The organism is Frankia sp. CeD (genome assembly GCF_000732115.1).
Lineage (GTDB): Bacteria > Actinomycetota > Actinomycetes > Frankiales > Frankiaceae > Frankia > Frankia casuarinae.
The window spans coordinates 27606-52066 of sequence record NZ_JPGU01000024.1 but is presented as its reverse complement, the minus strand read 5'-3'; the positions used below and the strand labels follow the sequence as shown (position 1 = coordinate 52066).

The 24461-nt window shown below is 69.8% G+C and carries 12 protein-coding genes and 2 riboswitches; of the genes, 5 read left to right on the top strand and 7 right to left on the bottom strand.

What is annotated here, in order from left to right:
* Positions 1–1558: 1558 nt before the first annotated feature.
* Positions 1559–1656, top strand: a riboswitch (glycine riboswitch).
* A riboswitch (glycine riboswitch) is annotated at positions 1657–1780 on the top strand.
* 55 nt (positions 1781–1835) lie between these two features.
* The 4 genes from gcvPB (at position 1836) to CED_RS13880 (ending at position 10178) form a co-directional block, all read left to right on the top strand.
* Positions 1836–5054, top strand: coding sequence for an aminomethyl-transferring glycine dehydrogenase subunit GcvPB (gcvPB, locus tag CED_RS13895; RefSeq protein ID WP_035911254.1), 3219 nt, complete (start codon positions 1836–1838; stop codon positions 5052–5054).
* A gap of 331 nt (positions 5055–5385) precedes the next feature.
* Positions 5386–6126, top strand: a complete 741-nt coding sequence (locus CED_RS13890; protein ID WP_232235106.1) for an FkbM family methyltransferase — start codon at positions 5386–5388, stop codon at positions 6124–6126.
* 576 nt (positions 6127–6702) lie between these two features.
* Entirely contained in the window at positions 6703–8487 is a 1785-nt protein-coding gene (locus CED_RS13885) for a GGDEF domain-containing protein (protein ID WP_051868821.1), read from the top strand.
* Positions 8488–9107: 620 nt separating this feature from the next.
* Entirely contained in the window at positions 9108–10178 is a 1071-nt protein-coding gene (locus CED_RS13880; RefSeq protein ID WP_035911252.1) for a hypothetical protein, read from the top strand.
* Between the two features lie 90 nt (positions 10179–10268).
* Here the strand turns inward: CED_RS13880 and CED_RS13875 are convergent, their stop codons facing one another.
* Positions 10269–11036: a TetR/AcrR family transcriptional regulator gene (locus CED_RS13875; RefSeq protein ID WP_051868820.1), complete on the bottom strand. Its 768-nt coding sequence runs from the start codon at positions 11034–11036 to the stop codon at positions 10269–10271.
* A gap of 109 nt (positions 11037–11145) precedes the next feature.
* Here CED_RS13875 and CED_RS13870 point away from each other — a divergent pair, with 109 nt between their 5' ends.
* Positions 11146–13512 carry an MMPL family transporter gene (locus CED_RS13870; protein WP_035911280.1) on the top strand — a complete coding sequence of 789 codons (2367 nt, stop codon included), beginning with the start codon at positions 11146–11148 and terminating at the stop codon, positions 13510–13512.
* Here the strand turns inward: CED_RS13870 and CED_RS13865 are convergent.
* From CED_RS13865 to CED_RS13840, 6 genes are all read right to left on the bottom strand, one after another.
* On the bottom strand, positions 13472–15079 hold the full coding sequence (locus CED_RS13865; protein ID WP_011438429.1) for a glutamine synthetase family protein: 1608 nt from the start codon (positions 15077–15079) through the stop codon (positions 13472–13474). The two genes, CED_RS13870 and CED_RS13865, sit on opposite strands and share 41 nt — an antisense overlap.
* A gap of 11 nt (positions 15080–15090) precedes the next feature.
* On the bottom strand, positions 15091–17241 hold the full coding sequence (locus CED_RS13860; RefSeq protein WP_035911249.1) for an IucA/IucC family siderophore biosynthesis protein: 2151 nt from the start codon (positions 17239–17241) through the stop codon (positions 15091–15093).
* Positions 17238–18680, bottom strand: coding sequence for a SidA/IucD/PvdA family monooxygenase (locus CED_RS13855; protein WP_035911274.1), 1443 nt, complete (start codon positions 18678–18680; stop codon positions 17238–17240). Before CED_RS13855 ends, CED_RS13860 begins: the two co-directional genes overlap by 4 nt.
* Positions 18681–18751: 71 nt before the next feature.
* On the bottom strand, positions 18752–20770 hold the full coding sequence (locus CED_RS13850; protein WP_035911244.1) for an IucA/IucC family siderophore biosynthesis protein: 2019 nt from the start codon (positions 20768–20770) through the stop codon (positions 18752–18754).
* A complete protein-coding gene (locus CED_RS13845; RefSeq protein WP_011438425.1) occupies positions 20767–22431 on the bottom strand; it encodes a pyridoxal-dependent decarboxylase in 1665 nt (554 codons plus the stop codon). The genes CED_RS13850 and CED_RS13845 overlap by 4 nt, the downstream gene beginning before the upstream one ends.
* A gap of 161 nt (positions 22432–22592) precedes the next feature.
* The gene (locus CED_RS13840; RefSeq protein WP_035911242.1) at positions 22593–24215 is read right to left on the bottom strand and encodes a diaminobutyrate--2-oxoglutarate transaminase family protein; all 1623 of its coding nucleotides are present in this window, start codon (positions 24213–24215) and stop codon (positions 22593–22595) included.
* Positions 24216–24461: the final 246 nt, after the last annotated feature.

The window sequence follows — 24461 nt, the reverse complement described above, 5'->3', positions numbered from 1 at the left end:
GAGATCCGGCGTCANCGCGGGCTGGTCCTTGACGAACGTCGAACCGACCGCTGTGACCAGGGACACAGTAAGGAGTACCGTCACGGGATCGTCGAAGGCAGCCCAGCTACGCAGGAGATCCTGACCGCGTTCGGACATTCGCGAACCCGAGGTGAGCGTGGCTACCGACAGGGGATCGATCTGGGCGACCACCACGCCAAGAAGAAGGTACAGCGGGTCGCCGAGCGCGAGGGCCAGGGCGCCACCGATCAGCAGGGCCTTGAGGGCGACGCCCACGGTGACGACGAGCACGATCCGGCGGATGTCCGCCCAGGCCGCGCGGGCGATCCCCAGCGTGGCGCCGTACAGGCCGACCGCCAGCAGCACCGCGATGGCCATCCGATAGCCGTGCACCTTCGAGATATTCGGCAGGTGGAACAGCTGAAACAGCGCGCTGAGCGCGACACCCACCCCGATCAGGCTGACCAGGGATGCCAGCTGGCCGAAGGACTGTGCTCTCTGGAGCGATCTCATGGCCCGGTCGGGTTCCAATGGTGGAACGGCTGTACCGGTCTCCCCGCTGGCACCCCGGCGACCGCCGGGCTGCCGGGATGCGGATACGCATCCGTGCCCTGCGTGTGGAGTGACGGGATAAGGGCGCATCGACCTCTGAACAGTGACCGAAGGCCCTGCATCGAGCTCTACCTCCCCGTGATGTTGGACGGCGGAAAGAGGAGTTCTCCTCCTACTTGCCATCGCCCAGAGTGGTCGCCGTGCAATGAAGCTAGTGCAATGAAGCTCGCGCAGCCGGCATCCGTAGGTTAAGTCCAGACGCCGCACCGGTTCAACCCCAGGCGGTGGTTGCCACATGATCAATTGCCATGGCGAATTTTTTGCCGGGTAGTCGACGATGACGGCTTACTGGCCGTCTTCCTATCCAGCTCGTGTGATGACGCCCTCGTGTCTGTGTCCGCGTTCGGCCTGCCCGGCCGCACCTTTCATGGCGGGCGNCGGNGTCGGNTGGNGCAGATGAACCGTATGATGCGCGTGCAGTCCGGCGACCCGGCGATACCTCGCATTTCATCTGTGTAGGTGTCGTCCGCGCGGGTGGGAGAGCATCGGGAGGGCATTCCAGGGGGCATGGCCCGGTTTTTCGACGTCAGTCCTGAAGCACATCTCGGAATCTTGATGTTTCTTGATATTTTTTGTAGAGTTGTGACATGTGTCTAAATATATAGTTATCCGCGGTCGTATCGCCTACCGGCGGGCGGCCTTGACGCCGAGGCCGCTGCCACCGCCCGCGGGATCGGATGGCGGACGAACGATGAGCCCGTGAGCCCGTGAGCCCGTGGTCGGGGCCCACGGCCCCACGGGTTCGTGTGTTCATGTTGCGGACAGGTTTCGGTGGGGGACGCTGGTTGGCCCGCGGGGCCCCCGCAGCTAGTGTTCGGGGAGTGGAATCGTGGCTGAACGCAGCCGGCGTCGAGGGGACCGGCGCCAGTTGGGAGTCGATCATTCGCTACTGGTAGGCATCCCCGGGTCATCCGTGCCCCGTCCCACAACTCCATACCGATGCCGCTCACGCCCGTGCGGGAGAGTCCCGGTCGCTCGCCGTTCGGGACGCCGAAGGAGCAAGCTCTCCCCATAAACTCTCAGGCCCCCAACCGCCGGGTCAGGCAACTCTGGAAAGTGGACGCCGTGGGGTGTCCCGCCGACGGTGAAAGCCGCGTTCCCCGCCCGCAGCTCCCCGGACTGCCGGCGGCGGCGCTGGTGAAGCTCTCAGGTCAATGACAGAGGGGGAGGCCCGCCGCGGCGCCGGCATGATCCGTCGTCGCCCGACCTCCGGAGCAGTCATCATGCCTGACGTCACCCAGTACGACGACACCCCCTATGCCGATGGACCGGCCACGGCTGCCGATGGACCGGCCACGACCGCCACGACCGCCACCATCAGTCCCGCGTCGTCGCACGCGCGGTCGGGGGCGCCGCGACAGGGCAGTGCCGCGGCGGTGGGCAGGAACGGNGCGAGGCGGCTGCCCGCCGCGGCCATCCCGCGGTTCGCCGATCGGCACATCGGCCCGGACCCGTCATCCCAACGGGAGATGCTGGATGCGCTGCGGGTGGAATCACTGGCCGCGCTCACCGACGCGGCCGTCCCGGCAAGCATCCGTGACCATGATCTGGATCTTCCCGCGGCGCTGAGCGAGCCCGCGGTGCTCGCGGCCCTACGCGCGTTCGGTAGCAGGAACCGACCGGTTTCCTCGATGATCGGGCTGGGATTCCATCCCGCGGTGATGCCGGGAGTCATCCAGCGCAACGTCCTGGAGAACCCCGCGTGGTATACGGCGTACACGCCGTACCAGCCGGAGATCTCCCAGGGCCGCCTGGAAGCGTTGCTCAACTTCCAGACGATGATCACTGATTTGACCGGCCTTGCGGTGGCCGGAGCCTCCCTGCTGGACGAGCCGACCGCGGCGGCCGAGGCGATGCAGATCGCGTTTCGGACGGCGAAGGGTTCCCGCGCGACGTTCCTCATCGATGCCGACACCCTCCCGCAGACCGTCTCGGTGGTCGCGACCAGGGCGGAGGCGCTGGGGATCAATGTGGTGGTCGCGGATCTCGCAGCCGGACTCACGGCCGTGGGCCCGGCGCAGCTGGATGCGGCCTTCGGCCTGCTGCTGTCCTATCCCGGGCCGGCGGGCGTCCTGCGGGATGTGCGTGCTGTGATCGCATCGGCGAGGGAGCGCGGCATCGTCGTCACGATCGCCGCCGATCCGCTGGCGCTGACCCTGCTGCGGGCGCCTGGCGACCTCGGCGCGGACATCGCGGTGGGGAGCACGCAGCGGTTCGGACTACCGCTGTCCTTCGGAGGCCCGCACGCCGGCTACCTCGCAGTGCGCAAGGGGCTGGAACGGTCCCTGCCGGGGCGGCTCGTCGGGGTGTCGGTCGATGCGGACGGCGCACCCGCGTACCGGCTCACCCTGCAGACCCGTGAGCAGCACATCCGACGGGAGAAGGCGACGAGCAACATCTGCACGGCCCAGGTGCTGCCCGCGGTACTCGCCTCCATGTACGCGGTCTACCACGGCCCGGAGGGCCTGGCCGGGATCGCGCGTCGCATCCACGGGCACGCGGTGCGCCTCGCCGAAGGCCTGCGCGCCGCCGGTGTGACGGTGGTGCACGACGCGTTCTTCGACACCGTCCTCGCCGCGGTGCCGGGCCGGGCCACCCAGGTGGTTGCGGACGCGTTGGCGCGGGGCGTGAACCTGCGGCTGGTCGACGACGACCACGTGGGTATCTCCTGCAACGAGACGACGGGCCAGGCCGAGCTGGAGGCCGTCCGGTCGGCCTTCGGGGTGGGCCCGGAGGCGACGGCGGGCATCACTTGGACCGGGACCGGGACCGGGACCGAGATCCGGACCGGGGCCTGGACCGGGTCCGTCGCGGCGGCGAACGATCATCTCGTGGCCCGCGCGGACCAGGCGGACCAGGCGGACCAGGCGGACCAAGCGGCGGACGAGCCGGTGGCGCTGCCCGCCGAACTGGTGCGTACGGATCCCTACCTGCAGCATCCGGTGTTCCACGACCATCGGTCGGAGACCGCGATGCTCCGCTATCTGCGTCGACTGTCCGATCTTGATCTGGCTCTTGACCGGGGCATGATCCCCCTGGGGTCGTGCACGATGAAACTCAACGCGACCACTGAGATGGCCGCGGTCACCTGGCCGGAATTCGCTGACATCCATCCATTTGCCCCGTTGGACCAGGCCGCCGGATACCTCGCGATGATTCAGGACCTGGAGCGTTGGCTCGCGCAGATCACCGGATATGCGGGGGTCTCCCTCCAGCCGAATGCCGGCAGCCAGGGTGAGCTCGCCGGGCTGCTCGCCATCCGGGCCTATCACCGCGATCATGCTGTTCCCGGATCCGTGGTGCGAAACATCTGTCTCATTCCCTCCTCGGCGCACGGGACGAATGCGGCGAGCGCCGCGATNGCGGGAATGCGGGTGGTCGTCGTCTCCTGTGACGACGACGGAAACGTCGACCTGAACGATCTGGCCCGCAAGGCCCGCGCGAACGCGGACGCCTTGGCCGCGCTGATGGTCACCTACCCGTCGACCCATGGTGTGTACGAGGAGGGCATCGGGCAGGCGTGCGCGATCGTGCATGAGGCCGGCGGTCTGGTGTACGTCGACGGAGCGAATCTCAACGCTCTGGTGGGGCTCGCCAGGCCGGGGCAGTTCGGGGCCGACGTGAGCCACCTGAACCTGCACAAGACGTTCTGCATCCCGCATGGGGGCGGGGGTCCGGGGGTCGGCCCGGTGGCCGTGGTCGAGAANCTCCTGCCCTATCTGCCGAACCACCCGCTGCGGCCGGAGGCAGGACCGGCCACCGGAGTGGGCCCGATCTCGGGATCCCCGTGGGGCTCGGCCGGAATTCTTATGATTCCGTGGGCCTACATTCGGATGATGGGGGCGGACGGCCTGCGCCGGGCAACCTCGGTGGCCGTCCTGAACGCCAACTACATTGCCCACCGGCTGCATCCGTACTATCCGGTGCTCTACGCGGGCCGGGACGGGCTGGTCGCCCATGAGTGCATTCTGGACCTACGGCCGTTGACGAAGCTGACCGGCGTCACCGTGGACGACGTGGCGAAGCGTCTCATCGACTACGGTTTCCATGCTCCGACCATGTCATTCCCGGTTGCCGGAACACTGATGGTCGAGCCGACGGAGAGTGAGGATCTCGGCGAGATCGATCGTTTCTGCGACGCAATGATCTCCATTCGGGCCGAGGCGGACAAGGTCGGAGACGGTATCTGGCCGCGGACCGACAATCCCCTGCATAATGCTCCGCATACTGCACAGATGGTTACCGCCAACGAATGGTCACACGCTTATCCGCGATCGGTGGCGGCCTATCCCGTCGCTTCGCTGCGGGCCGCCAAGTACTGGCCCCCGGTACGTCGGATCGACGGCGCCTATGGTGATCGCAACCTGGTCTGCACCTGCCCACCGGTGGGATCCTTCGCCGCGGAGCCGGTCGACGAGCAGATTCTCGCCGGAGCCCGCTGAGGACGGGATGCCGGCGCGGCCGCCGTCGATTTTCTCCATCGCGGCGGCGGCCGATGCGAGGTCGAACGGTCTCGCTGGGTAGTCTGCCGCGACTTCTGAACCCTTCCCTTGCGGAAGGGTTCAGAAGTCGAACTCTTTCGTGACGTAAGGATTATCGGTCGAGCGGGGTCGAGCGGGAATGAAGTGGACTTGAAATTCCTGTTACTGGTCTTGACCGTGGATCATGTTCGCCCAATAGTGGTGTACTGACTGTCATAATGGGTCATTCGGCGATGACACTCCGGCAGGTCACCGCTTGAACAACAGGAGGTCGCGGCGGATGGATCCTCGGATGGAAAAGCAGCTGGCAAGGGCCCGGCGGGTGGCGGTCGACATCGGCCTCGGCCCGGCGCTGAAGCTGGTGCGTGACAACGTCGTTCCTACCGCCCGCCGCAATCGCAGCGACGACCGGCATCTGGCGCTGCTGCTGTCCTTCGTCCTCCGGGAGGACTCGAACTGTATCGACGTGGGCGCGCACAAGGGTGACGTTCTGCGGACCATCCTCCGGCACGCCCCGGGAGGCCGGCACGTCGCCTATGAGCCGTTGCCGCACATGGCCGCGGCGTTGACCACCGATTTCCCGGCGGTGGAGGTACGACAGGCCGCGCTCGCCGACCAGCCGGGGGTGCTGCCCTTCACCTACGTCCGCAGCAGGCCCGCCTACAGCGGGCTGCGTGATCGGGTGCCCGACAGTGAGGACGTCGAACGGATCGAGGTGGCCGTCGAGACGCTGGACGACGCGATGCCGGCCGACTACCGGCCAACCTTGATCAAGGTTGACGTCGAGGGGGCCGAGTACGGGGTGTTCAAGGGCGGCCAGAAGTTGATCGGCTCCAGCCGGCCGCATCTCGTCTTCGAGTTCGGTGCCGGTGCCCGGGACTACGGTACGACGGCCGACGAGATGTACACGCTCGTCGACAATGATCTCGGACTGCGCATCTTCGATCTGGACGGCGACGGTCCTTACACGTTGCCCATGTTCCGGACGACCTTCGCGTCGGGGGCGCACTTCAACTTCGTCGCCCACCCCTGACCCGCGTCGCGGAAACGTCCGCGACGGCGGTCGTCGGCCTGACTTGCCGATCATCGGCTCGTAGTGGTCCGGGCGAAGCTCGCCCTTCGTGACCGCGCCAGTCGAGATCCGTCCGGACGGGGCGAATCCCGCACAATGATCGGACAAATGATCGGACAATAGTGCCCATCGGGCTTCAAATGTTCCTGTACGAAGAGCAACCATTCGATACGGTTTCGGTAGGTCGCGGGGTCCGACCCGTCGAAACCAGACGGGTGGGCTCAGTGGCGCTGTAGGTGCCGTGAGCGGCAACGGAATGCCGCAAGGCACCACAGGCGTACGTGGCCGGTACGCGTACCACCCGTACGTCCACACTGAGAGGCTGCTCATGGCCCGGTCCCTCCGGGGCGGCTGTTCACCGCCAGCCGGTCCTGCACGGTCGACAGGTTCGATTCCCTCGGTCAACCCGACAACGAACGCCCATCAACGGCATCACGTTCAGCTGGACGACGCACCGGCCCGGACCTCCCGGTGGACCCCGGCGCCGCTGCCACGTCCGCTGTCCCGCACGGATCCCGCGTCGCGAACCGAGGGGTGATGCCGGCTCCATCGTGGCGGCGCGCTTGGCGTAGCCACGTCTGGCTTGTCTATCTCTGTCTCGGTCTGATCGCCATCCTCGTCTACGGCCAGTTTCCCACGACCGGCGGCCCACGTGCCGTCCGGCTGGTCATCTACCTCTGCCTCAGCGCCTCGGCCGCGGGGGCCGTGTTCCTCGGCCTGCGACGCCAGGAGTTGGCCGACCGACGTCCCTGGCTGCTGATCGGAATCAGCCAGGTGATGTACGCCATAGGCGATGGTGCCTTCTACATCTTTCACTATGTGCTTGACATCACAGAGTATCCGGCCTTGCCGGATGTGTTATATCTGGGCCACTATCCGCTGTTCGTCGTCGGTCTCGTTCTGCTGACCCGGCGACGGACCCAGGAACGGGACATCGCCGGCCTGCTCGACGGATCGATGTTCCTGCTCGCGGCGGTTCTGTTGTCCTGGCTCTACCTGATCGCGCCGCAGGTGCGTGCGGACCATGATCTGTTCGTNGGCGTCACCTCGGNGGCCNATCCGGCGATGGATCTGGCGCTGCTGGGGGTGGCCATCCGTCTCGTGCTGGGGCACGGGAGCCGCCCACCCGCCTTCTTCCTGTTGGCGGGCAATCTGCTCGCCAACCTGACCGCCGACACCATCTACGTCGTGCAGCAGACGAACGGGACCTTCGAGGTCGGCAACTACCTCGACGCGATCTGGTTGACAGGCAACCTCGCCCTCGGCGCCGCCGGGTTGCATCCGACCATGGTCGACCTCACGCGGCCGGCGTCCCCGCGTGCGCAGGCGCGCAGCGGCCGGCGCCTGGTGGCACTGTCGAGTGCCGGGCTGGTGGCTCCGACCGTGCTGGCCGTGCAGGTGATCCGTGGTGATCTACGGGATCTGCTGGTCGCCGTGGCCGTAAGTGCGATCATGATGATTCTGATCATCGTTCGGATGGCGGGCCTGGAGGCCGACCAGCGGCGTCTGGCGATCACGGACGGGCTGACCGGCCTGCGTACCCGCCGCTATCTGGAGACCGAGATGAGGTTGGCGGCCGGTCGGGTACGACGCACCGGATCCGGAATGGGGCTGATCCTCGTTGACGTCGACCACTTCAAGTCGGTGAACGACCGATTCGGCCATCCGGCTGGTGATCAGGTGTTGACGGAGGTGGCTCGGCGACTGCTGGTCGTGACCCGTCCCGGTGACGTCGTGGCCCGTTACGGGGGTGAGGAGTTCGCGCTGCTCACGCTGAATGTGCGGGGAGACGCCCTCGCCGATATCGCCGAACGTCTGCGCCGCGGCGTCGGACGAGAACCCGTCCGGATCGTCCTGCCCGCGCCGCGAGTTCCGGATCCGCCGGCCCGCACGGGGGAGTCCGGGGCTGCGGGGTCTGCGGAGCCGACGAGGGCGCGCGGCCAGGCCCGGTCGGGTGCCGGTGTCCGGGGAGACACCGGCGAGGAGTCGCTGCTGATCGCTGTGACGGTCTCGGTCGGAGCGGCGGCCCTCCCCGATCACGCGGACGACACCTTCGCGCTCGTCGCAGCCGCGGATCGCGCGCTGTACGCCGCCAAGGCCGCGGGACGGGACCGGGTCGCGGTCGGCTCCGCCAGACCGGGCCATGACGTCGGTGGGCATGACGTCGGNGGGCATGACGTCGGTGGGCATGACGTCGGTGGGCATGACGTCGGTGGGCATGACGTCGGTGGGCATGACGTCGGCGAGAGGGTTGGTTCGAGTAGACAGCCCCCAGCCCCGGATGCCGTATCCGCCGTGGTGTCCCGGCGTACGCGATGGTGAGCGCGGCCACGGCGGCGGGCAGGTCGGCGAGCGCCGCCCGATCGTCCGTCCTCGGGATGGTCCGGCCGCGCGCCGGTCTTCCTTCCATGGCCATGATCGAAAGAGAGTAGGACGCCGTGAGCGATTCTGCCCATCCGGTGGCATCGGCGGGCCGTGTGGGGGNAGTTCTTTCGGATCGGTCCTGGAGTAACCGTTCCGGGCGCTTGGTCGGGTACTCTCCGTGGCACGGCGGGGTCATGCGCCGTGCTGGTGCGGCGCCGAGTGTTCGCTCCTTGTCCCAGAAGCGGTGGTTGTTCCCCCTCGAGAAAGATGGGGAGTGACGGACACGGTCGTAAGACCGATACTTTGACGCTCCAGCACCTGCATGTGGCGGACCGATCGTTCCCGGGTGGTCGAGAGGCGGAAGCGGTGAACCGGAACACGCGGGGAGGTACCGGCTACGACTCGGGCGGATGAGGCGTTGTGAACGGAGGTACGCAATCATGCGGTCCGGGGTGGCCGGGGGATTCCCTACCCAGCCCGTCTGATACCGCCGGCAATGCCGCACCAGATCCCCATCTGGACGTCATCACCGGTACGGGCTGTCCGTACCGAAGAAAGGTCACGAGAGAGGGGCGTCCGTGCGAACGCTCGAACCCACCAGCCTCGACCTCGACTCAATCGAGGTCGACAAACTCGCCAAGGGCATCACTCTGAGTCTGCTCATCCCGGCCCGTGGCCCGGAGGCGGCTCGAACTCTCGGCGACATCATCGCACTCAACCGGCAACGCTGGATGCAGGAGCGTAGCGTGCTGGACGAGATCGGCGTGGTTGTCGACCCGTCGTCGGACGGGGACGAACATGGCCTGATGCNCATCGCGACCGACGCGGGCGCCAGCTGGGTCGTGCGTGGGGAGTCGGTCCTGCAGCGTCACGCGGGCCGAGAGGCCACCACGACCGGCGGCAAGGCGGGTGCGATGCGTAGTCTCGCCTATCTTGCGTTCGGGAGTCGGCTCATCTTCCATGACGCCGATCTGGAAAGCTATGATCCATATACAGTGGGTGTCCTGGCTGCCGCCGCGACTGCCGATAACGCCCCGCTTTTCGTCAACGGAAGTTCGCGTAGAGTGACTGGCGACGGGCAGCCCGGGGGGCGAACCACCGAGATGCTGCGGTCGCTGTTGTCGAAACAGCTCGCCAGGTATGTGCCGTCCATCACTCGGACAATCCAGCCGCTGATCGGGGAGTTCGTCATCGACGCGGACGTCTTCGCGGCGCTGGCGTTCTCGCGGGGGTACGGCGTCGAGACGTCACTGAAGGTTCTGGCTCTCGATCTGCTCGACTACTCCGATAGTCTCCAGGTCGAACTACCGATCAAGTATCAGGTCGGCCAGCACTACCACAGCCTGGTCAAACAGTTCCATGAGATTAGTTTCACAATCGATGTCCTGGAGGCGTACTTTCAGCGTCGGCGGGTCGACCCGCACGTCGCCATCTGGCAGATCGCCGACAACTACGACCTGCTTTTCCCGGGTCGTACGTATGCGTTGCACCGGCCGCCGGGCTACGACGACACCGACTTCGTTCCGCGGCTCGGCTTCTACCAGCCGTTGGCCACGGCACCGGCTTATCAGGCGCGGTTGCCGGAGATCAAGAGTACCCGTCGGGTCGCGCTCGACGCACTGGGGCGGCGAATGCGGACCTCGGCCTGACCGTCCGGCGGCCGGTCGCCGGGCAGCTGAACCGCTGCCCGGCGACCACCGGACCGTCAATCACCGGACCGACTGGCCGGCACCGGGTGGTCACTTCGCGACCGGTCGGTCGGCCGGCGGGACGGGCATCACCGTGGCGAGGTTGTACCCGCCTCGCCACACGCGGATGATCGCGTCCGCCATCTGCCGGTCGAACAGTTCGTCGATGTCGTCAAGGGCGGGGGGGAGGTGCCCGAACATCTCCAAGGAGATGAAGCCGTGCAACTGGGTCCAGACGGCCAGGCACACGGCGAGTCCGGCGGCGTCGATCGCGACGTCGTGGTCGCGTCCCCAGGCTTGCAGGCTGGCGCGCATCGGCGGGGNGAGCTGGGCGTCCACCNCGGCGGNGNCGATCATGCCGGCCCCNGNCGACTCGCTCATGCAGCGGAACAGCACCGCGACCGCGCGGTGCAGCTGTGTGATCATCCGGTCGTTGGTCGACGTGGCACAGGGAATGCCGGGACCGAAGATCAGTCCGTATTCCGTCGGGTGGTCCAGGGCCCAGCGGCGCTGCGCGCGGGCGACCTGGAGCCAGCGTCGTAGGTGGTCATGCGGATCGGCCGCGTCGAAGGCCGCCTCCAGGGCCTCCGCCAGCGAGGCGAACCCGTCCGCGACCAGTTCGGCCAGCAGGATCTCCCGGCTGTCCACGTAGCGGTACAGGGCCGATGGGGCCATGCCCATCACCCGGGCGACCCCCCGTAGGGAGAGCGCAGCCGGGCCACGCTCGGCCAGCTGGGCGCGCGCGGTCTGTTTGATCTCGTCGAGAGTGGCCTGCCGCAGTCGTTCGCGACGGGGAACCGGACTGCTCACCACGGTCATGGTGGGTCTCGACGAGAACGCTGTCAACTTTGCGAACGGATGCGTCTTGACACGAGCAGCGATCGCGAACACTGTTCTCTTCAGCATCGCCTGCTCTTCGGAGGGTTCCGTGTTTACTCCGCTCGTGGCGCTCGTGACGCGCCGCCCGCGTCTGGTCCTCGTCCTTACGCTCCTCGTGCTGCTCGGCGCCGGTGGGCTCGCGGGCGGTGCCTTCGGCAAACTCCAGACGGGGGGGTTCGACGATCCAGCGTCGGACTCCTCCCGAGCCGAGGACGTCCTGGACGCCCGCTTCCACGGCCGCCCGAACCTCCTCCTGTTGGTGACCGCCCGGGCGGGCGATGTCGACGACGCGGCGGTCGTCGCCGCGGGGAAGGAGGTTGCGGCCGATCTCGCCGCCCAGGCCGGGGCGAGGGACGTCGTGTCCTACTGGACGGGGGGCGGTCCGGCGCTGCGCTCGCGGGACGGTCGGCAGGCGCTCGTCGTCGCCAGTGTCCAGGACGATGACCAGGCCGCCGACATCGTTGATCATTATGGGTCGTGGGCGGACGCGCCGGGGGCGGTGACGGTCCGACCGGGTGGGGCCGCGACGGTCGGGGAGGACATCAGCGGACACGTCTCGGCCGACCTCGCCGCCGCCGAGTCGTTCGCCATTCCCATCACGTTGGCGTTGCTGGTCATCGCGTTCGCGGGCGTGGTCGCCGCCCTGCTGCCGCTGGGTATCGGGCTGCTCGGCATGCTGGGTGGCTTCGCCGCGCTTTCGGTGATCGGTGAGCTTACCGACGTGTCGATCTTCGCGGTGAACCTGGCGACGGCCCTCGGCCTGGGGCTGGGCATCGACTACTCGTTGCTGATGGTCAGCCGGTTCCGGGAGGAACTGGCGGCGGGTCGGGACCGCGCCACCGCGGTGGAGGGGACGGTCCGCTCGGCCGGCCGGACGATCCTGTTCAGTGGGGCGACGGTGATCGTGGCATTGGCCGTGATGCTCGTCTTCCCGCCGTTCTTCCTGAAGTCGATGAGCTACGCCGGGATCTCGGTGACCCTCGTCGCGATGCTGGCCGCCGTCGTGGCCCTGCCGGCGCTGCTGATGGTGCTCGGCGAGCGGGTCAACGCCTGGGGGATCGGCGGTCTGCTCGGGCTCGTGCGGCGTCGCCGCGCCGGTCGTGCCCGGGGCGGCGAGGCGATCGGGCCCGCGGGCGCGGCGGGGTCGGCGCCGGTCGGGTCGGCGCCGGTCGGGTCGGCGCCGGTCGGGTCGGCGCCGGTCGTGGTGCGGGAGGCGGCCGACTCGCCGTTCTGGCGTCAGGTCGCCGGCACCGTGATGCGCCACCCCGTGCTCACCGGCCTGCCGGTGATCGCGGTTCTGCTCGTCCTCGGGGCGCCCTTTCTGCACGTGAACTTCGGCACCCCGGACGACCGGGTGCTGAAGCCGGGCTCGGCGGACAGCCGGATCGTCGGTGACGCCCTGCGGGGCGCGTTCGCCGCCGACATCGGCGGCGCGCTCGACGTCGTCGTCCAAGCCACCGGGCCGGGCATGATCGACCGGTCCGCGCTCGCCTCCTACGCGACCGCGCTGTCCGAACTGCCGGACGTGGCCCGGGTCGACAGCGCCCTCGGGTCCCACATCGACGGGCGCCGGGTCGTACCGCCCGGTCCGGCCAGCCGCCGGTTCGCGATCGCCGGAGCGGATTCCCTCCAGGTCGTACCTGCGGTGGACTATGCGTCGGACCATGCGCAGGCCCTCGTCCGGGCCGCGCGTGCGGTGCCGGCGCCCGTGGGGACCAGCGTGCTGATCGGTGGCGCATCCGCCGTCCTGGTAGACGGCAAGACCACGATCGCCGACCGTCTCCCGGTCGCCCTCGGGCTGATCGCGCTGGCGACCTTCGTGCTGCTGTTCCTGTTCACCGGCAGCGTGCTGCTACCGGTGAAGGCCATCGTGCTCAACGGGCTGGCGATGTGCGCCGTGTTCGGCGCCTCAGTGTGGATCTTCAGTGACGGCCACCTGTCCGGGTTCCTCGACTTCACCCCAGGCCCGCTGGACACCTCCATGCCGGTCCTGCTCTTCTGTATCGCCTTCGGGCTCTCGATGGACTACGAGGTCTTCCTGCTCTCCCGGATCAAGGAGGCGCACGACGCCGGCGCGCCCAACACCGAGGCGGTCGCCACCGGGCTCGCCCGGGTCGGGCGGATCGTCAGCACCGCCGCCGCGCTGCTCGCCGTCACCTTCGTCGCGTTCGGTACCTCGTCGGTCCGGTTCATCCAGATGTTCGGGATCGCCACCGCGCTCGCGATCGTGCTCGATGCCACCCTCATCCGCGGGGTGCTGGTCCCCGCCTTCATGCGGGTGGCCGGCGACTACAACTGGTGGGCCCCTGGCCCCTTGCGGACTTTGTATCGGCGGTTCGGACTACGCGAATACTCCGTCCCGGAGCAGGGCGGGGTCAGAACCGTTCAAAGCCGCGCCGGCGCTCCCAGTCGGTGACGGTCCGCTCGTAGCCGGCGAGCTCGACTTCGGCCGCATGGGCCAGATGGGCGACGACCCGATCACCGAAGGCGGCCCGGGCCACCGCACTGGCGCGCCATCGGTCCACCGCCTCCCGCAACGTCGCGGGCAGCCGTGGCACGTCCGGCATGGTGAAGGCGTTGCCCACCCGTCCGGGTTCGAGCGGGAGACGGTGCTCGATGCCGTAACGGCCGGCCGCGATCATCCCGGCGACGGCGAGGTAGGGATTCGCGTCACCGCCCGGCACCCGATGTTCGACGCGCAGGCCCGGCCCGTCGCCGACCACCCGTATGGCGCAGGTCCGGTTGTCCCGTCCCCAGCTGACTCCGGTCGGAGCGAATGAGCCCGGTGCCAGGCGCTTGTACGAGTTCACGTTGGGCGCGTACAGCAACGCGAAATCGGCCATGCAGGCGAGCTGCCCGGCCACGAACGAGCACATCAGCGCGGACATCCCGGCGATGTCGTCGCGAGAGCCGGGGGGTGGGAAACCGGGGGGTGCGATGCCCGGTGGGGCCAAGCCGGGGTGCCGGACGAGCGCCCCCTCACCTTCGGGGGACGGCGCGAACACACACGCCCCGTCCGTCCCGCGCAGGGACAGATGAACATGGCAGGAGTTCCCCTCGCCCTCGTCGTACTTCGCCATGAAGGTCAGGGCCTGCCCGCCCGCCGCGGCGATTTTCTTGGCGGCGGTCTTGTAGAGGGTGTGGTTGTCGCAGGCCTGCATCGCATCGGCATACCGGAACACGATCTCGAACTGTCCCGGATGGACCTCCCCGCGCGCGGACTCGACCGCCACCCCGATGCCGGCCATCGCCCGCCGGAGGCGTCGGACCAGATCGTCCAGGCCTTCCGTGCCGGANAGCGCGTAGTCGATGTTGTAACGGCTGGCCGGGGTGAGATCGGTATAGGAGCGCCGCGCAGCTCGACGGTAGGACTCGCGGAAGACCAGGAACTCCAGCTCCGTCCCGGCGAAGGCGGTCAGACCGGAGGCTGCGAGCGCGTCGAGCTGTCGACGCAGCACGGCACGGGGAGCGACGCCCACCGGGGACCCGTCCGGCCAGAACGCGTCCGCGAACACCACCGCGTCGGACGGATGCCAGGGTGCGCGGCGCAACGTGGTGAGGTCGGGCTGGAGCCGTAGATCACCGAAGCCGTCGTACCAGGGCGAGTGGGGGTAGCCTCCGTCGGTCTTCATGTCGACGTCGACGGCGTGCAGGTAGGTGCAGGCGCCGAGGCCATCGGCGAGCACCGGTCCGGTGAAGTGCTCCGGGGACACGGCGCTGCCGACGAGCCGGCCCTGCAGGTCGACGGTGGCGACGATGATCTCCTCGACCGGTTCGGCTCCGGCCAGCAGGTCACGCAGCACTCCCCGGCCGGCCGCGTTCTCCCCGAGCGCCTGATCGGACGATGACCCGGGGCCGATCGGGCGGGGCTGGACCCGCGGTGCGGGCCGCCCGATCGGCTCAGGTGGCTCAAGCGGGTCCGGGGGGTCGGGACGGGCCGGAACCTGGGCCGATGGCGGGGTCGGAACCGGCGACGATGTCATGCGTTCTCCGTTCATGCCGTAGGCGGCGCCGGTTCCGTCGGGGCTGCCGGTCGCGCCGGGCCCGTCGTGAGGGTGGACACATCGTGCAGTGGGTTCGCGACCTCGCCGTGTATCAGGTCGAAGCCTCNGTCCCGGTCGGCGCGATCGTGGAACCCGGCGCCCGCGAACTGCTCGCGGTTCAGGCAGACCCGACCGAACGCCGGCCCGAGGAGATCGATCGAGGCGAACCGCTCCCGCAGGGCCGGGAACCTCGCGTGGTACTGGTCGACCGTCGCCCGCACGAGCCGCCAGAACTGGTTCTCGTCCACATCGAGATGATCCGCCACGAGCACCGCGAAGAAGCGGAAGTGCCCGGCGAACACCGCCGAGAGCAGGGAGTGGGCCAGGACCGGGCCGGGCCACCGCCGGCAGTGCTCGACCGCCTCCGGTGGCATCCCCCGCCGCTCGGGGAACTCGCCGGACACCAGTTCGATGTCCGCGCCGAAGTCCTTCACGGCTATGCGGCGGGGCATCTCCTCGGCATCGAAGATGCACAGGACGTTCTCGCCGTGCGGCGTGAAGGCCACGCCGTACCGGTACAGGTAGTGCAGCAGCGGCGGCAGGAGAGCGGCGAACAGCGCGGCGAGCCAGTCGTGCGCCGGCCGGCCCGAGCGGGCCACGAGCTCGGCGACGACTGCCCGACCGTCGGAGCCGACCGCCAGCAGGGACGCGAGGCTGCGCGCCCGCTCCCCGCCGTCGAGAAACCGCTCCACCGGATCACGCCAGAGCACGCCGAGTAGTTCGTGGAGGCGGTAGGGCGCGTCGGGGACGGCGTCGTAGGCCGGGTGCCGGACGGTGGCGCCGGCGACCTCCGGAAGCGGGAGAACCCGGGTCACGTCGCGCAGGAAGGGATCCGCGTCGCGAAGCCCGAGCAGCCAGCTCGACATCGCCGGCCCGGCGATGGCATCAGCCGCCGACATCCCTCGCCACACCAGCGTGTTACGGATCATCAGCGCGAGCTTGACGTTCCGCCGGTCCGGCCGGTCGACGTTGGCGAGGGTGCGCACCGCCTGCAGGGGCAGGTACCGGTCCGGTGCTTCGCCCAGCGGTACCAGCAGGCCGGTGGCGATCTCGGCCGCATAGAGCGGCACGATTACGTTCTCCCACTGCCACGGGTGGACGGGTAGCCAGACATAGTCGGCGATCGTCGTACCGGCGGGTGGTCCGGCGGGNGGGGNGGNGAGGGGCGCGGGGCCCGGCCGGCGTGGCTCGTCCGGCAGGGCGCCGCGGAGCACATCGGTGAAGTGGGCGCGGGTCTGCTCGTCGAGTTCCGTGGTGAGCAGGTCGGGCACGGTCGGCGCGCCCTGGCCAGAAAGGTCGATGGCCTTGGGGGCGATGGCGCTGTACCGCCCGATCGCGCGGTGTGCGGCCACCCATCGCAGTCGGAAGGGCCGGCGCGCCTCGGGGGCGTAGACGGCCGCGGCCGCGCCGAAACCGAGCCGTCCCTTGTTCGCGACGAGACAGGGATGGCCGGTCTGGTACCCATCGAGCGCGACGAACGGCAGATCGGCGAGATCCACCGCGGGAATCGCCGTTCCGAGCAGATGATGATCGGCTGCCTGGGTGGCGAGCAGATCGCGTACCACGTCGGCGAGGACCGGATCGGACCAGCCGAGCAGGACCTGCATGTCCTGGAGAAAGCGGATCGGGTCGTCCGCCGGTGCGGTGCCCGGAACGGTCGGTGCGGTGCCCGGTTCGGGGGGGCTGCCGTCCGGGCCGGGCGGCGTAACCGAGCGGGTCAGCGTGGCGGCATCGATCCACCAGGACCCGAATGTGCCACGTCGGGCGGTGAAAGCGTATGTGACGCCCCCGGCTCGGAGCCGGTAACCCTGGATGGGACCCCGTCCGATCGGGGGGTGCCTGCGCCCGTCCGGGGTCACGCCGCGCACCGCGGGATCGCTCGTCCGTGCCGGTGCAGTGGGTGGCGGCCCGCCCGGGGAGCCCGCCGGCCCGGCCGCGGCATCCGCTGGCTCGTCGGGTTGCGGACTGAGTAGCTCCTCGTAGGCCATTTCGGCGATGAGCTTGGCCAGCAGGGCACGGCCGGCCTGCCGCCATCGGTCCGCCGACCCGGTCCGCCCCGGGGACGGTGCCGCGGGCGGTGGCGCGGACCATGACGTGGTCAACGCCCGGCCGTCCCGGCCGTCTTGGTCGGGGCCGGATCGCGCGGCCGTACGCGCCGCTCGCCTAAGGCCTGGCCGTTCCCGTCAGGCTGGCCCGACCGGGTGGGGACCCCGAAGGTCGTGAACGCCGACGGCGACGGCAGCCGGTAGGCGTCGCCGCCGGTCAGGTCGTCGAGGATGACCGCGGCGCGCCAGGCACCGAGGCCGAGGTCGGGCGTCACGACGCCGTGCGTGTGCAGCTCCGCGTTCTGGACGTAGACACGGCCGGTCAGACCGGCGTCGGTCGCCACCCGGTACCGGGCGTCGACGCGGAAGCGGCCCCTGTCGTCGACGTCGATCAGTCCGGCCATGGGATCGAGCAGGGTCGGCCGGCGGGCGGCGTATCCGGTCGCAAGCACCACCGCGTCGGTGTGGACGGGAAAGGCGCGGTTCTGATCGCGGTGGCGGCAGCCGAGAGTGATCTCACCGCCCCGGTCCCGCTGCGAGGCCGTCTCCACGACGACGCCCGGCAGCAGCGTCGCCGCCACGTCCGCCCCGCCGATCGTCCGTTCGTACAGCAGGTCGTAGATCTCCGCGATGGTGTCCGCGTCGATCCCCTTGTAGAGCTGCCACTGAGCCGGAACGAGCGTGTCCTTGGTCGTCTGCTCCAGACCGTGGAAATAGCGGACGAAGTCGGGGGTGAACTGTTCGAGGCCGAGTTTGGAGTACTCCATCGGTGCGAAGGCGGGGGTGCGGGTGATCCAGGTCAGCTGATGGCCGGTCACCGGTTGTGCGCGGAGCAGATCCGCGAACACCTCCGCCCCGGACTGTCCGGAGCCGACCACCGTGACCCGGGAAAGCCCCGCCAGCGCGGAACGCCGCTGCTGGTACTCGGCCGCATGGAAGGCCCGCCCGTTCGGCATCCCCGCGAAGGCCAGCGGCATGATCGGTTCGGTTCCGATCCCGAGGACCAGGTGCCGAGCGGTCACCACCCGTGTCGGGGACGCGCCGGACTGCCCTGCCTGATCGGACCGGTGGGGCTGGACGATCGTCACTTGGAACAGGCGGGNGTCGGGATCCCAGCGGACCGCCTCGACACGGGNGCCGAAGTGGGNGGAGTCGAGACCGTCGGCGACCCACCGGCAGTAGTCGTCATACTCCCGGCGGGGGATGTGGAACCGTTCGTAGAGATAGAAGCGGAAGAGCCGGTCATGCTCGCGCAGGTACGCCAGGAAGGACCATCTGCTGGTCGGGTCGATCAGGGTGACGAGATCGGCGAGGAACGGCACCTGCAGGGTCGTACCTTCCAACAGCAGGCCGGGATGCCAGCTGAAGGCCGGCGCCTGGTCGAAGAAGACGGCCCGCAGGCCGGGCAGCCCGTCGGCCAGGGCCGCAAGCGACAGGTTGAACGGCCCCANCCCGNCCCCGACCACGTCGTAGGGCGGTTCGCCCCCCGCCGGCAGACCCGCGAACGCCGATCCGTCGTCGACGGTACGCGGGCGCTCGCCGCGAGCTGTGGACGGGGCGCGGAAGGTCACGAGGCCTCCAGGAGCGGGTTGGGGATCGGCACGTACACCGACTGAGTGGCCACCGGTCCGACCAGTTCGTCCCGCCCGTCCACGCAGGTGCGCAGGTTGGCCTTGCATGGCAGGGTGGGGGAGTCGAGCAGCCTGGTGATCAGTGCTCGGCGAGCGGCGGGNGGNCGCAGCCCCCNCCCGCGTGGGCCATCCTCGTCCAGCCGATGGAGCAGGCCACGCACCCGCCCGAGCAGGCGGCGCTCGTCCGCGACACCCGCGACCCCGAGCGCGCCGGCGAGGGCGAAGACGTTGTTCACGAACAGGTAGTAGATGGTCCTCTCGGCCACCAGCGCGTCATCGAAGATCGCGTTGAGCCCGGTACCGAAGCCGGGCAGCAGCTGCTGCACCTCCGCCGTGGCGGAGGTGGCCACGTAGTAGCCCTGGCTGTCGCGGTACCAGCCGGCGATCGGCCAGCCCGCCGCGTCCAGGGTGACCAGGGTGTTCTGCAGGTGGGCCTCGACGCCGATCCCGAAATGCAGGTAGAGGTCCACCACCGGGGCGGCTACCACGGTCAGGTAACGGTCGAACCAGGCGTCGGTCAGCGTCGGGAGGGGATCGCTCAGCGAGCCAGCCAGCGTCGTGAGGATCCGGGGAAGCATCGCCGTCCGGGCCCGGCCACGGCTGTCCGTGGTCCGCTCGGGCCTGGGCGCGATGAGTGCCGCGGCGCACACCACCCGGTCGACTGACCCGAACGGATTGACCCGGACGGCGGTCTCCAGCCCGACGCCGTCCTCGTCGCGCCCTCCGTCGCGCCGCTCGCCGGACCCGATCCGCAGCGGTGTTGCGGGGCCGGTTCGGGGCCGACCCTCCCCTCCCGGTCGGGTGACGGCCACCCAACCGGGCTCCCCGATGAGGCGGAAGTTCGGATGTCGGGCGGCGAGCGCCGCGCCGAGACCGGCGTCGATCAGCCTCGCGGTCATCGCGCCGAGCCGCAGCTCGTCGAGCTGCAGCACCCGGCGCGAGTTGGTGATCCGCATCCCCAGCGAGAGCTTGAGCATCACCGGGATCTCCGGCCGCCAGACGGTACGCAGCGACGAGGTGGGATACCACCGGTGCCCGGACACCCCGAGGTCGATCAGGCGGCCGTCCGCAAGCAGCTCGGCGACCGGTTCCCGCCTGCTGACCTCGTCCGCCTGCCAGGGATGCGCGGGTACCACGACGTAACCGGCGGGAATGTCCGGGCGATCGCGTCCGCCGGTCCGAGGGGACCCCGTGAGCCCGGGTGGGCCATGTCGGTCTGGTCCGGAACCGGACGCGGCCGAGAGGTCGGACTTCGGCTCCTCGGCCCCAGCGTCTTCCCTGGCCAGATCCGCCAGCAGCCGGATCAGGCCCCGGCCGTTCGTGCCGAGGGCCTGGTCCCGCCCTCCGGAGCGGGTCGTCGTACTGCCCGAGACGGTCACCACGGAGGGATGGGCTGCGAACCAGTGCAGCGCAAAGGACCCGCCGACTTCCGGAGAGTAGGTGGCCAGTGCCTCCGGCGAAGCCCCCTGGCGACTCTTGGCCGCCGGATGGAACGGATGACCGGTGATCAGGGCCTGCTCCGCGGCGAGGAACGGGGGGATGGTGGCCGGGTCCGGCCCGGGACCGCGGGCCGCGAGGCAGCTCGCGATCCAGCCGGCGGAATCGATGATCCTTCCCAGCGCCTGGGCGCCGAGGGCCGGCGGTAGCCCATCCCGCGTGACGACCTCTCGGACGAGCAGCGCGGCGAGCAGGCCCGCGTCCACCGGGGCTGGTTCGCGGGCCGCGCAAACCAGGCGTGGTGGTCCGAACCCGTGCCATCCGGCCGGGGAGTGGTGCGTCAACGTCGCCCGAACGGACAGGCCGGATGCGGGTAGGTCGATGCCGAGCGTCCGGGCGTCTGCCGGTAACCGGACGCCTGTCTCCCGCACCCAGCACCGCAGCAGAGTCTCCGTGACGATCTCGTCCGCGATGGTCGCGTCCGCGATGGCCTCGGACTGCGGTCGATCGCCGGTCACGACCGCCGCCGGGCCCTGGTGGAACCACCGGCGGCAAGGACGTCCCCGGTCTCGGCGATCAGCCCGAGCAGCGCGTCGACGTCCGCCGTGGTGGCGTCGGGATTGAGCAGAGTCAGCTTCAGGAAGACCGCGTGACGGGGACCGAGTTGGGTGCGCCCCACGACGGCCCGGCCGGCGACGAGCAGTTCCCGGCGCAGCCGGGCGTTGATCCGGTCCACCCGGTCGGGGGAGGGCGGGCCCGCGGGGCCGGATGCGGTGGGGCCGGACGCGGTCGGATCCGAGATGGCCTGTGGCGGCCGGTAGCGGAAGACGAGGGTGCTGAGTGTTACCGGGAAGGCGAGTTCGAGACGGGGGTCGGCGCGCACCGTCCGTGCCGCGTGCTGCGCGAGATCATGGCAGGCATCCACCCGGGCGCCGAGACCGTCGCGGCCGAGGGCCCGAAGGGTGACCGCGATGGGGAAGGCGTCCGCGCGGCGGGTGGTCCGCAGCGACCGGCCCAGCAGGCTGGTGAAGCCGGCCGCCTCGTCATCCTCCGGGTTGAGGTACTCCGCCCGTGTCGCGAGGCTGGCCCAGCCGTCGTCGCGGGCGGTGAGGAAGACCCCGGCCGGCGCCGGCTGCCAGCCGAGTTTGTGCAGATCCAGTGCGACCGAATCTGCGAGGTCGAGTCCGTCCAGCAGGCCGGCCAGCCGCTCGGACAGCAACGCGCCGCCGCCGTGGGCGGCGTCCACGTGAAACCAGCAGGCCGCCCTGCCGGACCTTGCCTCCATGCCCGATGGCCTGCTCGGGTCCTGCGACCCACCTAACCGGAGGCGATGTTCCTCGACCACCGCGGCGATCTGCCGAAGCGGGTCGACCGCGCCCGCATCGGTGGTACCAGCGGTGGCCACGACGATGGCCGGCCCGGCGTGCGCGGCCAGGGCGTGACGGAGCGCCTCGACGCGCATCCGGTGCCGGTCGTCGGTCTCGATGACCAGCACCGGAGGCGCGTCGATCGCGAGCAGGGACGCCGCCCGATCAATCGAGAAGTGTGCCGCCGCCGAACGGAACACCCGAGGTGCCGGCCGGTCCGCTCCTCGGTGCCCGGGGCCTCCTTGGTGCCCGGCATCGTGACCTGGGGCGGCCGGGCCCAAAGCGTCTTGCCCGGTCGGGCCACGGCGGGCCGCGTCCCGACCGAGGAACAGGCCCATCAGGTTCGATTCGGTCCCACCGGTGGTGATCGTGCCGGTGGCCCGGTCCGGATCGAAGCCGACCAGTGCGGCCAGGGTCGCGACGACCTCGGTCTCGATCGTCGTGGCCGCGGGAGCCTGGTCCCAGGAGTCCAGGGACGGATTGAGGGCGCTCACGGCGAGGTCGGCGGCGACCGCGACCGCCAGCGGAGGGCAGTGCAAATGGGCGGCGCACCACGGGTCCGCCGGGTCCGCGGAACCGGCGGCCAGGGCTTCGACCAGGCCGGTCAGCGCGGCCGACGGGCCGATTCCGGTCCTCGGTAGCAGGGTCCCTGTACTGTCCGGGGGGGCCGGATCGGCCGGGGCCGGATCGGCCGGAGTCAGGCCGAGGGCAGCTCTGGTCATGGCGCGCACCACCGGTGGACCACCGGCGGGCAGCGGGCCGCCGCGGATCCGGCGGCCATCGTCGAGGGCGGCCAACGCGAGATCGACCATCGGCCGTAGCCCCGGGAGGATGGGGATCTCCCGCCTCCGTGGACCGTCCGTGGACCCCCCGTTCCTCCGCCCCCGTTCCTCCGCCGACGTGGGCTTTCCGGCTGGTGCGGACTCTCCGGCCGGCGCGGTGGCGACAGGTGTGTCAGGGCTGCGCGGGGGGATCATCCGGCGGATCCGAACCGGACGTGGGCCTGATCGGCGGGTGGGTGTCCCAAAGCCGCGTGGACGGAGAGCCTGCGGACGGCGGCATCGATGGCGTCGGCGAGGATCGCGAGGACGCGATCGCCCTCCTCATCGCTGAGGATCAGCGGTGGCAACAGCCGGACGACCGCGCCGTGCCGCCCACCGAGCTCGATGATCAGGCCGCGGCGCAGACATTCGGCACGTACCAGACCGGCGAGTCTCGCGTCGGCGGGATGCGCGCCGACGAGGTCCGGGGCTGCGGTCGGATCGACCATCTCGGCGCCGAGCATCAGCCCGCGGCCGCGTACGTCGCCCACCTGCGGCCGGTTCCGGGCGATCTCTGCCAGGCCGGTGAGTAGGCGCGTGCCGAGTCGGGCGGCGCGTTCGTCGAGACGGTCCTCTCGCACCAGGCGCAGCGTGGCATGGCCCGCGGCCATTGCCAGCTGGTTTCCACGGAAGGNGCCGGTATGTGCCCCGGGCGCCCAGGTGTCCAGCTCAGACCGGTAGGCGATGACGGCCAGTGGCAGCCCGCCGCCGATCGCCTTGGACATGACGATGATGTCGGGGGTGATGCCGCTGTGCTGCGCGGCCCAGTACNTCCCGGTGCGACCGACTCCCGTCTGGACCTCGTCCAGGATCAGTGGGATGCCGCGGCGACGGGTGATCTCGCGGATGGCGCGGAGCCAGCCGTCAGGAGCGGGAACCACCCCGCCCTCACCCTGAACCGGTTCTACGATCAGTGCCGCCGGCCTGACTACCCCTCCGGCCGGGTCATCGAGGAGACGTTCGATGTAGCGGGCGGACAACTCGGCACCGTCCGGACCGGGGGCGCGACCGGACCCCACCCCGAACGGGCACCGGTAGGGGAAGGGGAACGGCAGCCGTACGACGGATGTCGATGGCGGCAGAGGATCTTTGACGGCGACGTTCCCGGTCACGGCCAGGGCACCCGCCGTCATTCCGTGGTATCCACCGGTGAACGCGAGGATGGTCTGGTTGCCCGTCACCGTCTGCGCGAGCTTGATGGCCGCCTCGACCGCGTCGGCGCCGCTCGGGCCGCAGAAGTGCAACTTCACATCGCTCCCCATGCCGGCCGGCAGGCAGCCACGGAGTTCGTCGGTGAAGGCGTCCTTCTCGGGGGTGGCGAGGTCGAGCGTGTGCAACGGGGCGCCTCGGGCAAGCATCGATGTGATCGCCTCCGTTACCACCGGATGGTTGTGTCCCAGCGCGAGCGTTCCGGCGCCGGCCAGGCAGTCCAGGTAGCGGCGGCCATCCGCGCCGNGAACCATGGTTCCGGACGCCCGGACAGGCACGATCGGGAGGGTCCGCGCATAGGTCCGTGCCGCCGATTCGCGCTGACGCTGACGCGCGAGGATCGTGGCCGGGTTCGCGGCGTCCGTGGGTGCGGACCTGGGACCCGTGGTGGGGGCTGCAGGCGTGGACCTGGCGGCGACGGGGGTCGTGGTCGGGGGGGTCGTGGTCGGGGGGGTCGTGGTCGCAGGGGGCGTCGTCGTGGCTCTCGTGGTTACGGAAGGCACGGTCGCGGGGGGCGCCGTGCGGCCGGCTGAGCCGCCGGCGGCGTCACGAGCGGAAACCGTCATCGCGGGCGACTCCCTTTCGCGCAGGCTGATTGAGGGAAGCCTAACTTAAGCCAGTCGCACCATGGTTGCTCCGCGCAAGGTTATGGTGGTGCCAAGCAGACGTGGTGGTCTCTTCATAGTCCGTCCAGGGGAGTCGGGTTGCGGCAGAAACATCGGCCTCAGGCTGTGGTGTTTGCGGCATGTCCACTACACGCCCGTTGATCAGAATCAGACAACCGGTTATGGCNGNGACGAACGTCCCGCNNC

Excerpts from the sequence above, each read along its gene's own strand:
- CED_RS13890 (WP_232235106.1), top strand. The coding sequence starts at position 5,386 with ATGGAAAAGCAGCTGGCAAGGGCCCGGCGGGTGGCGGTCGACATCGGC.
- CED_RS13845 (WP_011438425.1), bottom strand. The coding sequence starts at position 22,431 with ATGGTCGATCTCGCGTTGGCCGCCCTCGACGATGGCCGCCGGATCCGC.